Source organism: Parasphingorhabdus sp. NYA22 (assembly GCF_976973735.1).
Map to the genome: position 1 here is coordinate 3,370,667 of NZ_OZ333477.1, position 13,893 is coordinate 3,384,559.

At 56.7% G+C, this 13,893-nt stretch carries 14 protein-coding genes; 6 read left to right on the forward strand and 8 right to left on the reverse strand.

Translation table 11 applies throughout. The features are described from left to right. Window positions 1–112: 112 nt before the first annotated feature. A complete protein-coding gene (locus ACWFTY_RS16055) occupies window positions 113–421 on the forward strand; it encodes a hypothetical protein (protein ID WP_447525182.1) in 309 nt (102 codons plus the stop codon). A gap of 14 nt (window positions 422–435) precedes the next feature. Here ACWFTY_RS16055 and ACWFTY_RS16060 read toward each other — a convergent pair whose 3' ends face one another. The 5 genes from ACWFTY_RS16060 to serS form a co-directional block, all read right to left on the reverse strand. Further along, entirely contained in the window at window positions 436–1,155 is a 720-nt protein-coding gene (locus ACWFTY_RS16060; protein ID WP_447525183.1) for an esterase/lipase family protein, read from the reverse strand. 76 nt (window positions 1,156–1,231) lie between these two features. After that, entirely contained in the window at window positions 1,232–2,290 is a 1,059-nt protein-coding gene (locus ACWFTY_RS16065; protein WP_447525184.1) for a potassium channel family protein, read from the reverse strand. A 7-nt stretch (window positions 2,291–2,297) separates the two neighbouring features. Continuing rightward, window positions 2,298–3,347, reverse strand: a complete 1,050-nt coding sequence (locus ACWFTY_RS16070) for a peptidoglycan DD-metalloendopeptidase family protein (RefSeq protein WP_447525185.1) — start codon at window positions 3,345–3,347, stop codon at window positions 2,298–2,300. A 113-nt stretch (window positions 3,348–3,460) separates the two neighbouring features. Then, window positions 3,461–4,225, reverse strand: coding sequence for a 5'/3'-nucleotidase SurE (surE, locus tag ACWFTY_RS16075; protein WP_447525186.1), 765 nt, complete (start codon window positions 4,223–4,225; stop codon window positions 3,461–3,463). Next, on the reverse strand, window positions 4,225–5,505 hold the full coding sequence (gene serS / locus ACWFTY_RS16080; protein WP_447525187.1) for a serine--tRNA ligase: 1,281 nt from the start codon (window positions 5,503–5,505) through the stop codon (window positions 4,225–4,227). Before serS ends, surE begins: the two co-directional genes overlap by 1 nt. A gap of 126 nt (window positions 5,506–5,631) precedes the next feature. On the opposite strand from serS, the gene ACWFTY_RS16085 reads away from it, so the two are divergent. The 4 genes from ACWFTY_RS16085 (at window position 5,632) to ACWFTY_RS16100 (ending at window position 9,198) form a co-directional block, all read left to right on the forward strand. Further along, window positions 5,632–6,267 carry a hypothetical protein gene (locus ACWFTY_RS16085; protein WP_447525188.1) on the forward strand — a complete coding sequence of 212 codons (636 nt, stop codon included), beginning with the start codon at window positions 5,632–5,634 and terminating at the stop codon, window positions 6,265–6,267. 732 nt (window positions 6,268–6,999) lie between these two features. Then, window positions 7,000–7,467: an RNA polymerase-binding protein DksA gene (gene dksA / locus ACWFTY_RS16090; protein WP_447525189.1), complete on the forward strand. Its 468-nt coding sequence runs from the start codon at window positions 7,000–7,002 to the stop codon at window positions 7,465–7,467. A gap of 191 nt (window positions 7,468–7,658) precedes the next feature. After that, the gene (locus ACWFTY_RS16095) at window positions 7,659–8,069 is read left to right on the forward strand and encodes a PilZ domain-containing protein (RefSeq protein ID WP_447525190.1); all 411 of its coding nucleotides are present in this window, start codon (window positions 7,659–7,661) and stop codon (window positions 8,067–8,069) included. 88 nt (window positions 8,070–8,157) lie between these two features. Then, window positions 8,158–9,198 carry a CaiB/BaiF CoA transferase family protein gene (locus ACWFTY_RS16100; protein ID WP_447525191.1) on the forward strand — a complete coding sequence of 347 codons (1,041 nt, stop codon included), beginning with the start codon at window positions 8,158–8,160 and terminating at the stop codon, window positions 9,196–9,198. Here the strand turns inward: ACWFTY_RS16100 and ACWFTY_RS16105 are convergent. The 3 genes from ACWFTY_RS16105 to ACWFTY_RS16115 are packed head-to-tail and all read right to left on the reverse strand — an operon-like array spanning window position 9,156 to window position 12,297. Continuing rightward, window positions 9,156–9,917, reverse strand: coding sequence for a LytR/AlgR family response regulator transcription factor (locus ACWFTY_RS16105; RefSeq protein ID WP_447525192.1), 762 nt, complete (start codon window positions 9,915–9,917; stop codon window positions 9,156–9,158). The two genes, ACWFTY_RS16100 and ACWFTY_RS16105, sit on opposite strands and share 43 nt — an antisense overlap. Before the next feature lie 2 nt (window positions 9,918–9,919). Then, a complete protein-coding gene (locus ACWFTY_RS16110) occupies window positions 9,920–11,095 on the reverse strand; it encodes a sensor histidine kinase (RefSeq protein ID WP_447525193.1) in 1,176 nt (391 codons plus the stop codon). Then, window positions 11,092–12,297 (reverse strand): DUF2891 domain-containing protein, encoded by a 1,206-nt coding sequence (locus ACWFTY_RS16115; RefSeq protein WP_447525194.1) that lies wholly within the window; start codon window positions 12,295–12,297, stop codon window positions 11,092–11,094. The genes ACWFTY_RS16110 and ACWFTY_RS16115 overlap by 4 nt, the downstream gene beginning before the upstream one ends. A 38-nt stretch (window positions 12,298–12,335) precedes the next feature. Between ACWFTY_RS16115 and ACWFTY_RS16120 the strand changes: the two genes are divergently transcribed. Then, on the forward strand, window positions 12,336–13,769 hold the full coding sequence (locus ACWFTY_RS16120) for an MATE family efflux transporter (protein WP_447525195.1): 1,434 nt from the start codon (window positions 12,336–12,338) through the stop codon (window positions 13,767–13,769). The last annotated feature ends 124 nt before the right edge of the window (window positions 13,770–13,893 follow it).

Consider the following 13,893-nt stretch of genomic DNA (forward strand, 5'->3'; position numbering starts at 1 on the left):
CCAACAAATGGGAGGGAGAGGCAACGCCCGGCTCATCTTAACAATGATCGAGCTGGAAAACCGTTCCACGCAGGCCAAAAAATGTTGGAATATTGAACGATATGCCATGTCCATGCGTAGCATTTGCATCAAAACCCGATGCAACAGCTGGAGCAACACGATGGAACTGGTCGACATATTGCGATGGACCGCGAGCATTAGCGGCATGATCGCCGCCGCCATGGTCTCGCTCAACGCCGGGGTCAAAATCAGCGGATGGGGATTCGTGCTGTTCTGCGGATCATCCGTGGTCTGGGTGACCAGCTCGCTGCTCGACGGCAATAACCCGCTGGCGGTGCAGAATATCGTATTGCTCGGGATCAACCTGTTCGGTGTCTACCGCTATCTGTGGCGCAAGCCGAAGGAAAAAGCGGCGGATTGAACGTCGAACGCAGCTCAGGCCCGTCCGGCGAGCGTATCAGCAATGATCCGCCAGACCCTGGGGTTGAAGCCGAGCCCCATATGCCCGCCATCGACGCGGATATTGCGGGCCTGCGGATTGTAGATGTCCTTGGCGATTTCGGGTCCGACGATGCCGTCGCGGTTGGAATAGAGCACGGTCAGCGGCTGGTTGAAGCCGATGCTGTTGCGCTCGTGGACCTCGCGCTCGAACTGGTCGAGCTTGATATTGACGGACTTGGCGTAGCGCTGCCCGGGCGTGGTATATTTGGGACCGCCGATGATCGGCGTGCCCATGGTGATAATCTCGCGCACCAGATGCGGCGACAGGCGAGCGGTTTCCCGGGCAATGATACCACCCAGCGACCAGCCGATCAGGGTGAAAGCCTGCTCGCCATTGGCAGCGAACCGCTCCTCGGCGACCGCAGTAAATCGCGCAACATCGCGGTCCACAGAACCCTTGTTGCGGCCAAGCGACCAGTCGGCAACGTCATAGTTGATCCGCCCCAGAAAGCTTTCCAGCGGCCGCATCGACAATTCGCTCCCCCCATATCCGGGTATCAGATAGACTGGCCGGCCATCGCCGCGCGGTGCCGTCACGAGACGCGGCCATTGCAGGCCGAAGCGCATCAGATCGAGCGGCAGCGCCAGTTCACCCAGCTGCGCCAGTCGGTGCGGCGGACGAAGTCCGGTGGGCATTGATATCGTGTCGGCCATCAGCAAGCTCCATGAATGAGCAGCCAAGATAGTCGTTTATCTCGCAGGTGCAACATGAACCAACGAACAGGCTTGTTCAGGCGTCTTCCTTGCCCCGCGCCTCAGCGCCATTGCCGGGAATGATCTCGACGATGATATCGCCGGCCTCCAGCAGACTCGCTTCCGGCTCCCAGAAACCGAACACCGCGTCACCCCGATAGATACGCACGCCAAGACCGGTGCCGACCACCTCGCTCATCGCCATGCCGACCTCACTTTCGGTAACCGACCGCTGGACCAGTTTGACCCGGCCGGTGGCGGAAGCAAGATCGCTGAGATAGTCGGAAATCTTGGCGCCTTCGCAACTGCCAGCGAGCAGCAGGCCTGCAAAACTAACTGGGTTGATAACAGTCGTCGCTCCGGCTTGACGCGCCAACAGCTCGTTGTCCGCCGCCTTGATCGAAACGCTGATCGGCAAATGATAGGCGAGATGCCGGGCGGTGAGGACGATCAAAATACTGGTGTCATCGCGTCCAGCCGAGACAATCATCGAACGGGCCCGCGAGATTTTGACATTCATCAGCGCATTATCCCGGGTTGCATCACCATTGATCACGGCGCAGCCAAGCTTTTCGGCTTGCGACAAGGCGTCGTCGGAGGAATCAATTACGACAATTTCTTCCGGATTGGTGCCGCGCGCGAGCAGTTCCTGCACGGCTTCACTGCCGCTTGTGCCAAAGCCGGCGATCACGATATGGTCGTGCAAATTGCTTTGAATCAGTTTCATGCGCCAATTGTCCCAGGTTCGTTTGAAAACAAAATTATAGGCCGTGCCGACAAAGATTAGCACGACGAAGATGCGAATAGGAGTCACAACCAGCGCATCAAACATTCGCGCCCGTTCGGTTACCGGTGCGATATCTCCATAGCCGGTAGTGGTGATCGAGATCATCGTGAAATAGATAACGTCCAGAAAACTAACATCGCCGTCATAGCTGTCCTGCAGGCCATTACGGTCGAAATAATGCACCGCCACAGCCATACCGATCAGGGCGAGAACAAAGGTGACACGCCACGCAATATCGGCCCAGACCGGCAGGCTCGAGCGCCGCCGCAGGGTAAAATAGTCGGAAATTTTGCGGTTGCTGCTTGCCATGGCCGGTTCAGCCGCGTTTCGGCAGATGGATGTTCGGATCTACCGGCTTGCGATCCTTGCGGATTTCGAAATGCAGCTGCGGCTCCTGAACATATCCACTTTCGCCGGCGAGACCGATAGTCTCACCCGCTTTGACGTTCTGGCCGCGCGTTACGTTGAGCTGGTCGGCATGGCCATAAGCGGTAACCCAGCCAGATCCGTGATTGATCAGAATCAACCCGCCGAATACCCCGATTTCGTCACCGCTATAGGCGATCACGCCGTCGGCAGAGGCCCGGATTGGCGTGCCGCGAGGGACGCCGATGTTGAGGCCATCATTTACTTTACCGCCGCCTTTGCTACCGAAACTGGAGATCACCCTGCCATCGACCGGCCACTGGAACCGTCCGGAGAAGTTGGCCGGTGTAGCAATGGTGGTATTGGCTGTTATGGCTTTCCGCCAATCGGAAGCCTCTCCGGCTGCGGCGCCATTGGCCAGCGCTGGCTGGCTGCCCGTAACAATATCGTCAATTTCCAGATCGAAAGCAGCCGCGCGCTGTTCTATACTCAAATTGGCGGGATCGCTCGGTGCGGTTGCAGGCAGCAGCAGCTTCTGCCCCACACGCAGAATGTAGGGCTCTTCCAGCGCGTTCAAGGCCACCACGTCTCGCCATGGCGCGCCATAGGCTCGGGCAATAGCGATACCGGTCTCGCCCGAATTGACCGCGTGATATCGCCCGCCAGTGATCTTCAGTCGCTGACCGGGATGGATGACATAAGGCTCAGCCAATCCATTGGCAGACGCAAGGATCTGCGATCCCGCTCCAGTCTTGTTGGCAATCCCGCGCAACGTGTCGCCCGGCTGCACTATATAAGTCCCCGATTCCACCCGTTGCGCGTTCGCTGTTACTGGACTCGCTTGCCAGGTGGAAAGCGGCGCCTGCTCCGGCGGCGTGCCGAAAACGGCAGGATCCGCAACCAATTGCGGCTGGGGCGGCGGTGGAGCATAATCGTCATGGCCCGGAGGGATGCAGGCGGTGACCCCCAGGAGCAATATCAGGATCGCAATATGACGCATATAGGCTCCCATTAACTAACTCCTCCCTTGCGGAAATGCTGTTAGCAGCAAAAGCGCAGCTTGCCAGCCCCGCAGGCCAAAGCCTAGTAAATTCTCAGGATACTAGAACCCTATCAGGGGTATAGTTTTTTCAAACCATCCATTGAATCATAATGGGTAAGATCCAAGTGTAGAGGTGTGATCGAGATATAGCCATCGGCGATCGCTTCCAGGTCGGTACTGTGGGCAGGCGTCTCCACCATCGGCCCGAGACCGAACCAGTGATATTCGAAACCGCGCGGGTCGCGGTTGCTGACGATCTGCAACCGGCCGTAGTCTCGGATTCCCTGCGACACGACCTGCACGCCCTTGACATCGCTCGCCGGGACGGCCGGGAAATTGATATTGACCAGCGTCCGGTGATCCATACGTTGCTTGATCAGGGGACGCAGCACGCGCTCGCCCCATTGCACGGCCGCATCAAACGGCACATCAGCGCCCAGATCTCCCCGTGCATAAGCCTGACTGAGCGCGATCGACGGGATACCCGCCAGAGCACCCTCCATCGCGGCCGACACAGTACCCGAATAAGTGACATCCTCGCCCAAATTGGCGCCGCGATTGACACCGGACAGAATGAGATCGGGCGGCCCGTCTTTCATGATCTTGGCAACAGCCATCATCACGCTGTCGGTTGGTGTCCCGTCGACAGAATATTGCTGGTCACCGCGCTTCCGTATGCGCAGTGGTCGAGTAATCGTGAGCGAGTGACCGGCGCCGGAATTTTCGTCGGAAGGCGCGACGATCCAGATATCGTTGGAAAAATGCGAGGCGATATCGAGCAGGATCTTCATCCCCGGTGCATCGAAACCGTCATCGTTCGTCAACAATATACGCATCACGCTGGCTCCAGTTTGTCGATCCCACCCATATATGGGAGTAGTGCCGAAGGGATTGTCACAGAACCATCGGCCTGCTGATAATTTTCAAGAATTGCGACCAATGTCCGGCCGACAGCAAGACCTGAACCGTTGAGAGTGTGGACAAATCTTGTGCCCTTTTCTTCCCCATCGGGCCGGAAACGGGCATTCATGCGCCGTGCCTGATAGTCACCACAAGTCGATACGCTCGAAATTTCGCGGTAGGTGTCCTGCCCTGGCAGCCAGACTTCGAGATCATATGTCTTGCGGGCTGTCGCGCCCATGTCTCCGGCGCAGAGCAGCATTTTGCGATAGGGCAGTTCGAGCGCCTTCAGGATCGATTCTGCCGCTTCGGTCATCCGCTGATGTTCTGTGTCGCTTGTGTCTGGATGGACGATGGCAACCATCTCGACTTTCTCGAACTGGTGTTGACGAATCAGACCTTTCGTATCCTTGCCGGCCGACCCGGCTTCGCTGCGGAAACAGAGGGTAAGCGCGGTCAACCGAATTGGCAGTTGCGCTTCATCCAATATCTGTCCGCTTACGCTGTTGGTCAGGCTGACCTCTGCGGTCGGGATCAGCCAGTGACCATTGGTAGTCTGAAACGAATCCTCGGAAAATTTGGGAAGTTGCCCCGTACCGTACATGGCCTGGTCGCGAACCAGCACCGGTGGCGCGCATTCCTGAAAGCCGTTTTCCATGGTCTGCTGATCGAGCATGAATTGTCCGATTGCGCGCTGCAGACGTGCCATCTGGCCGCGCAAGAAGGCAAAACGCGAACCGGACATTGCTGCAGCCGTTTCAAAATCGAGGCCCAAAGCCGGACCGATATCGCTATGCTCTTTCGGATCAAAATCAAATTTGCGTAGCTCGCCCCAGCGCTCGACCTCGACATTGTCGTCTTCATCCGCTCCGGGCGGGACGCCGTCCGCCGGTAAGTTTGGCAGCGCGGCCAACAATTCCTGCAAGCGCACGGAAGCTTCTCGTTCTTTTTCCTCGATCTCGGGCATTTTGCTTTTCAGTTCGGCAACTTCCGCCATCAACGCCTGCGCTGCGGCCTCGTCGCCCTGCCCCTTGGCTTTGCCAATCGCTTTCGACGCTTCGTTACGGCGCGCCTGCCCGTCCTGCATCTGGGTTTTCAGCGCGCGGCTTTGCTCGTCCAGGGCGAGGATATTCTGCGCCACGGCCTCGACTCCACGTTTTGCCAGTGCAGCGTCAAAATCTTCCGGATTTTCGCGAATATATTTTATATCATGCATGGTGAATGCCTATGCCGAGCGTCTGTTTCACTTGCAAGACTGCAAAGAAAAAAGCGGCCAGATTGCTCCAGCCGCTTTTTATTGATCCTGATGTAAGCCGCTTAGGCGGTAACTGCATGTTTCGCTTTGCGCCGGCGGGCAAACAATGCCGCTGCCGCTGCGCCAAAAAGCAGCACAACTGGCGGTGCCGGAACATCCGTCCCACCGGTCGATCCGCCGGTGCTACCGCCGGAAGAGGAGCTGGAACTGCTGCTCGAGGAGCTGGAACTGGAGGATGTGCTGTTGCCACCGAAGCTTGAAGAGCCGCCTGTAGCGCCCGAACTTGAAGAAGTTGAGCTTGAACTGCCGGAAGACCCTGAGCTGCCTGAAGATGCATGTTCATCACCCCCGCTGGAACTGGATGAACTGCTCGATGAACTGCTGGATGAACTCGAGGATGAAGAACTGCTGCCACCGGTCGACGTGCTGGTCGACCCGCCCGTGCTGGTAACGCCACCCGTAGACGTACTGGTGGAGCCACCCGTGCTGGTAACACCACCCGTAGACGTGCTGGTGGAGCCACCGCTGGTTGAGCTACCGCCCGAGGAGGTGCTGGTCGAGCCACCGCTGCTGGTTGAGGAAATCACGACTGTGCCGCCACCGGAGCTGCCGCCGCCGAAGAAACCGCCGAAGAAGCCGCCGCTTCCGCCACCGCTGCTACCACCGATAACAACCGGGATCGAGCCACCACTACTACTGATTGGTGGAGCGGGTGGAATATAGGGAGGCAGAGGAATGGCCTGTGGTGCCGGGGTCTGGGCAATCGTGACCACTGACGGCTGGCAGGCCGTCGTCGTCTGGGTCACCGTGCGGCGCGTACGCTTTATCTTGCGGGCAGGCTCGCCCTTCTTGATCGTACGGGCCCGAACCGGTTTCTTTTTTGACATCTTTTTAACGTAAGGGGCTGCCGGCGCCTCTGAAACATGGACTGCACCACCACCGATCAGGGCTCCCCCGCAGGTGCAGGCGCATAATTTTGCCAAAGCCATACGTACCGACATAATATCATCTCTCTTCCGCTGTAGACTCGATCAGAAAGCCAGCTTCTCAAAGCCAATGCCCCTGTCCGCAGTCTCGACATGCATCAGAAAGACAGAATAAATGGTAAATAACAATCGCATTAACGCTGTTTCCGAGTGCCAAACGGCAAAATAAGTTAACAGTTTGTATCCATCCACGGTTAATGTCCCGAAATGGAACTCTTGCGGGAGGCTTTCTTGCAATATTATGAAAAATACGGCCTTTTTTGGAGGGAGCGTCGGAGAACTCGATCCCATTCAGCCGCATGAAAATATGCTCCCGGCAATCTTGTTCATGTCCAAAATTTCCCAATTTCCGGATTATTGGGTGAACAGCGATTTTGCGCCTTGTTTCCAATAACTACGCTGGGTATAGGCCCGCGCTATATATGGTCCGGCCTTCCGAAATTCGGGTAGGGCATGATGTTTGGAGAGTATGTTGGCATCCTCGGTAAAAAAAGCATCCGCAAAAAATGGCGCAAATGGAGAAGATCTAGTCCTCCCCAACGGTTATGAACCGAGCGAAGACGAAGAGTTCATGAACGAGCGCCAGCTCGCTTTTTTCAGGCAGGCCCTGAAAAAATGGAAGCAGGAAATCATCGACGAATCCAAGGAAACTCTGGCGCATTTGCAGGATGGTCCGATTCAGGAAGCCGATCTCAATGACCGGGCATCGAGCGAAACCGACTGGGGTCTGGAGTTGCGGACCCGTGATCGTCAGCGCAAACTGACATCCAAAATCGATTCGGCACTGCGGCGGATTGAAGAAGGTGAATATGGTTATTGCCAGGTGACCGGCGAGCCGATTTCGCTCGACCGGCTGAAGGCCAGGCCGATAGCAACGATGACCGTCGAAGCGCAGGAAGCGCACGAACGGAACGAGAAAATCTCGCGCGATCAGTGATGTAATTTTCTGCAACAGCGGCAAACGGGACAATCCGGGCGTCACGCCGTCGGTAACGACGTGACCTGACAGCTGAATCAAGCCAGCTTTCTACGAGAAACAATCCCAACTATTAACGAAATTTGCACCAATTTTACCGTACTACTTCCTATGCGACACATGCTTTTACATTTACCGGCCACAGGAAGCTCATGAACGAACCATTTGACGATAGCCTGAAAATGAACAGCCAGGCCCTTGGCCATTCGAAGCGGGAGCTCGATCGTGACAGCCTGTTTCTGAAGGCGGCATTGAGCTTCGTGGATGGTGATGACTGCGGCGAGGTGCGGATTCGCAATCTTTCGGCAGGCGGCCTGATGGCCGAAGCACCGGTACTCGCCAAGCGCGGCGACAAGGTACAGTTGGACCTGCGCAATATCGGCCAGGTCACCGGACATGTCGCATGGGTGGCCCAGGGTAGATTCGGCGTGGCATTTGATCATCCGATTGATCCAAAGCTGGCAAGACAGCCCGTCGGCCAGAAGAAGTCGGACGTGCCGCGCTATCTGCGTCAACCTGCTAAAAAAACCCTCCCTTTGCGCAACGGTCAGCGTTCCCGCTAGCCTGCGGATCAAACTTCAACATTAAGCTTGATTAGAATAACTTCCCTGCATAGGACGATTTAATCAGTCGATTAAACGGGAGCAGGACATGGCGGGACCACTAACAGGCATCAATATCATTGAGTTTGCCGGAATCGGTCCCGGCCCCTTTTGCGGCATGATGCTTGCCGATCAGGGCGCGACTGTCACCGTTCTCCATCGTCCCGGCCGCGCCCCGGATCCGCGCCTTGCCCTTTCCCGCTCCCGTAACCTCGTCGAAATTGACCTGAAATCGGATGAAGGCATCAAGACTGCCCGTGATCTGGTGAAAAACGCAGATGGCCTGATCGAAGGCTTTCGCCCCGGCGTTATGGAACGACTCGGTCTGGGACCGGACATATTGCTCGCGGACAATCCCAAACTTGTTTTTGGCCGGATGACCGGTTGGGGGCAATATGGGCCGCTCGCCTCTGCGGCGGGCCATGATATCAACTATATCTCCATTTCCGGCGCCTTGCATGCTTTCGGGCGTGCTTGCGAAAAACCGACTCCGCCGATCAATATGGTTGGCGATTTTGGCGGCGGCGGAATGATGCTTGCGCTGGGTATGGTTTCCGCCCTTCTCCATGCCAAGACCGGTGGTACCGGTCAGGTGGTAGACTGCGCGATGACCGACGGTTCTGCAGCATTGATGGCAATGATTTTCGACTTTCACAATATCGGCCAGTGGCAAGATGAGCGGGGCGTAAATCTGCTCGATACCGGGGCGCATTTCTACGACACTTACGAGACGTCCGACGGCAAATTTATCTCGATCGGGTCAATCGAACCACAATTTTACGCAGAACTTCGGCAAGTGGCGGGTCTCGCGGATGATAAGGATTTCGACGCACAAATGAATCCAAAGCAATGGCCTATGTTGAAGGAAAAGCTCACCGCTCTGTTCAAGACCAAGACTCGCACCCAATGGTGCGACCTGATGGAGGGAACAGACATTTGCTTTGCTCCCGTGCTGTCACTGGCGGAAGCCAAGGAACATCCGCATAATGTCGAAAGGCAGACCTTTGTCGACGTCGGTGGATTGAAGCAGCCGGCACCGGCGCCGCGCTATTCGGTTACGGTATCGGATCCGCCCAAACGTCCGGCTTGAGCCGTTCCGGCGATCCTGTCTGCATAACGGGGCCCAATCGGCAGCTGTTTGCCGTCCTGCAAAATTACATAGCGCTTGCGCCCTTTGCGGCGAACCTCGGCGATACAGTCCCGCCGAACGATGGTTGACCGGTGAACGCGGACAAACAGGCCGTCCGGCAACAGACTTTCCAGCGACCGCATCGATTGGTGCACCAGAAAGCTCCGGCCCAGCAAATATAGCCGCATATAGTCGCGTTCCGCTTCGACCCATTCAATATCCGAAACAATCAGCTGCAGCGCCCCGCTTCCATCCTGCACCCACAGACGCTGAACGACATCCGGTTCGCGGTTGTTATCATTGAGCGCCCGATTGGCGATGGCGCGCTGCACCGCCTCGCGCAGCAGCGACTCCTTGACCGGCTTCAACAGATAGTCGGTTGCTTCCACTCGAAACGCCTGAACTGCATAAGTGCTGTGCGCCGTCGTAAAGATAATCTCCGGTATCTGAACAAGAGTCTGGCAGAACTCCGCAACTTTGAGTCCCGAAAATTCCGGCATGTCGACATCGAGCAACAAAATGTCGGGCTGTCTCAGCCTGATTTTCTCCACAGCCTGACGTCCGCCGCTGGCCAGTTCTATCTCGCCGAACAGTCGGGTCCGTTCGCACAGTGCCTTAAGCCGGGAGCGGGCAAGCGGTTCATCATCTACAATCAGGACTGATGGCGACTCTGTGGCCATTCTCATATATCCTCGAAAATCAAGGACGGATGGGGTAGAACGATGGTTGCAATAGCCATTCCGTTCTTGCTGTTCGCCAGAAGCAGCGACGCATTTTGACCATATAATGCTCTCAGTCGACTCTGGATATTGGTGAGGCCTGTGCCGGTACCGACAACGCGATCATGGGGTTGTGCGGGCAGGATTTCGACCCGGCCGTCATTGGCGACGCTAATCCGCAAGCGATCGCCCTCAATCTGTACGGAGATAATGATATTGAGCGGCTGATCCGCACCTGACACACCGAATTTGACGGCATTTTCGATCAGCGGCTGGATGATCAAGGCCGGTATGCTCCAGTCATTCGCAGCGGGTTCGATATCGACAAAATAATGCAGGCGCTCGGGAAAACGCATGCGTTCTATTTCGAGATAGCGAACCTGTTGGGCAATTTCCTGCTCCACCGTGATCATATCCTGCGCGCCACCGGTCAACACCGCCCGCATATAGTCGGCCAGGTCATCGACAAGTTTCTCCGCCTGCTCATTCTGCCGATCGATAATCAGGCTGCTGACCGAGTTGAGTGCGTTGAAAACGAAATGGGGATTTAGCTGGTAACGCAGCGCCCGCAATTCACTCGCCCGATTGACCCGTTCCAGCTGCCGACTGTGAACCATCATCCGCTGTACATCCTTGCTGTGCGACAGGGCCAGATATAAGGCGCCCCAGCTGGCCAGAATGAAATAGCGGGTAAACGCCTCGTCCAGAACATAGGCCCAGTCGAAGGAAGCGAAATCGACCGGATTGAGCAGATAGGAAAAGTCGAACAGCGCGGCGTCATGGTCGAAGACTATCTGGTCGAGAATAGCGATATAATTGGCGAGGATCATGGTCGGGAAGGTAAGCATGAATATCGCAGCCCCCATACCATTGCGACGCACGGCAATCAGCAGGCGATAGAGCAGCCAGGTGAAGGTGATGCAGATGCTGGTCATCAGGATGCGCTGGACGAACAGAGCATCTGCATGGGTCTGCGTCACATATAGAACGCGGCTGGTTGCGAACAGAAAATAGGCGCTCCAGACGCCGAAAATCGACTTTATCGCAAGATCGCGATTGACGGGAAACAACCGGTTAAAAAGAGAAGGCCTCGGGGCCTCGGCATTTTGCGCCGGTCGAATGGAAGAGTCCGGCTTCACGAATCCGGATTGCTGCTATTTTTTTCGATTCCCCGCGCGGTGCGCCAATAAGTCGCAAAACTGGCGAGCCAGTGGCTGCCGGAATAATGCGGCGTCCGCACGGATAGCTCTCCCGAATTGCCATGCAGGTTGGCCGATGCGAGCAGCGAACCGCGCCGCCGGTCATTGACCGGAAGCGCCGAAGCCATGCCTTCCAGCGCCCACGCCCGTGACAGATTGAGGCCGTCCAGATGCACCAGCTTTCCGTCGGTCGGGTCGTTGACAATGCCGACGGCCAGCCAGTCGTCGCTGCCATCTTCGGGAATATCCGGCAGGAAGGCCGACAGCCAGTTGGCATATTCGCCCCCGTCCATCACCCGCCGCATCAGATCGGCAACCATCAGGCAGGATGACAGGAAATCCTCGCCGGAAGGTTCATAAGCCATCGGACAGTTGCGGTCCTTGCGGTGGAAACTCAAGGCTTTGTTACGCACCAGATTGGCCATTTCAGCATCACCGCTGCGCGCAGCCCAATCGAGAAACAGGCCAAAGGCAAAGGCGGACTGGTTGTGGGTGCCCAGCCGGATCGGATAAGCCAGTTTCGGCAACCAGTCCTTGATATTACCGACGATCAAAGCCTCCAGCGGCTGCAGTCGGGCAAGCCATGTCTTCGCCTGAGCTGCCTTGTCGCCTTCACCATCCGCAATCTCGCGCAATTCGGCGGTCAATTGCAAAAACCACGCGATGCCATAGGGCCGCTCGAACGCCGTCCGGTCGGCACCTTGAAAATAGGCCAGTTCGCCGGCAATTTTTTCTGCCGTAAAATTCGCTGCCAGCGCTGCGGCGATCTCGTCATCCATGTCCGGAACCAGGTCCTGCCCCCACAGGCGGGCCAACAACCAGTGCCCGTGGACCGCGCTATGCCAGTCGAAACAGCCGTAAAAGACGGGAGTCAGCTTTGCCGGCTCCGCGACATCGGCGGCGCTATTCAAAACATGGCTGATCTTGTTGGGATATTGCTGGTTGATGCAATTGAGCGCGGTCCGCGCATAAGCCTGTTCGGCGCTGCGGGGCGTCAGACTATTATCGGCCGGGTCGGGCGCTGTATTGCGACGCTCGAAAACGCCGCGTTCATCCGGCGACGATGCCTGTTCTTTCTCAGCTGAGGAACAACCCGCCAATGCCGCGATCATCAGCGCGATCAGTGCTTTTCGATAGATCATCCCATGCTCTCCAAAGATCAATTTCCAATAGAGATGAATTGACCCCTTGGCAAAAGACTATAGGGCAAAATATCTTTTCCGCCATTGCCAGTTCCGGCCAGGCGATTTTCAGTGGAACAGATAATATCACGACACAACCCGCAATATTCCTGACCGGCAGCCCCTTACGGCATATTACGACCATGGCGCTGACCGCCAGCATCGGTCTGCTGACTATGTTCATCGTCGACTTTGCCGATCTATTCTACATCGCGCAACTGGAAGACAGCGCTCTGACGGCAGCCATGGGATTTGCCGCCACGATCCTGTTCTTCGGCACCGCTTTCTATATCGGCCTGATGATTGCCACGAGCGCGCTTGCCGCTCGCCATATCGGTCAGGGCAATCCGGAGCAGGCCCATCGATACCTGACCAATATATTGGTTCTCAGCACGATATTGATTGTGCCACTGGCGATACTGTTTTTCGTTTTCGCCCCCGATATTCTGGAACTGGCCGGAGCGGATCGGGCGGCCAACCAGGCTGCGACCGGTTATATCAGGATCATCGCCCCATTCATGCCGTTCAGCGTCGCAGCAATGGTCTGCTCCGGTTTCCTGCGCGCTCATGGTGCTGCGCGGCGAGCGATGAACGTGACCCTGAGCATGGGCATCACCAATGCCATTCTCGACCCGATCTTCATCTTCGGCTTCGGCTGGGGAATCAATGGCGCCGCAGTCGCCAGCGCCTGTGCCGCCATTGTTTCGGCGATCTTCGCGATTTGGCCGATCATCAAGAGTTATGGCGGCTTTTACCGTTTTACACTGCCCCAATTTCGCACGGATATCCGGCCGATCATGGCGATCCTGATCCCGGCTATCCTGACCAATGTCGCCACGCCGATCGGAGGTTTCATCTCCTATCGTTTCATCGCCGACTATTCCAATGACGTGATCGCCGGCTTTGCTGTCGTCGGCCGGGTCGTGCCGGTTGCTTTTTGCCTGATGTTCTCGTTGTCCGGCGCTGTGGGACCGATCATCGGCCAGAATTTCGGCGCACTGAAATTTGACCGGGTCCGCACAACGATCCAGCAGGCGACCCTGTTCGCGATCGCTTACACTCTGCTGATCTGGCCAATCCTGTATCTGCTCAGCGGACCTATCAGCGATGCATTCTACCTGGTCGGCGAAGGGCGGCATGTATTCTGGCTGTTCGCCGTCTTCCTGACGCCCCTGTTCTTCTTCAACGGCATGTTGTTCATCAGCAATGCCGCCTGCAACAATCTCGGTCATCCCAGCTGGTCCACACTGATGAACTGGCTGCGCAATACGCTGGGGCTTGTCCCCTTTCTCTGGCTCGGTCGCGAATATTACGGGCTCGACGGAATCGTCGTTGCGCCCGCGATTGGCGGGATAATTTTCGGCATCGCCGGTTATATGGTGGCGCAATATCTGGTGACTACGCAGGCTCGGCGGACTGCGTTAACCCGTTAACATCGCGGGCAGCTGCGTCCCATCATGGAACAGCATATTCATGTTCCGCGCAGAGCCCGCAACAATCTGCTATATCCCGCTCTACCTGCCCGTTTGGGCCAAATCAGGCATTAACAACTCGTGC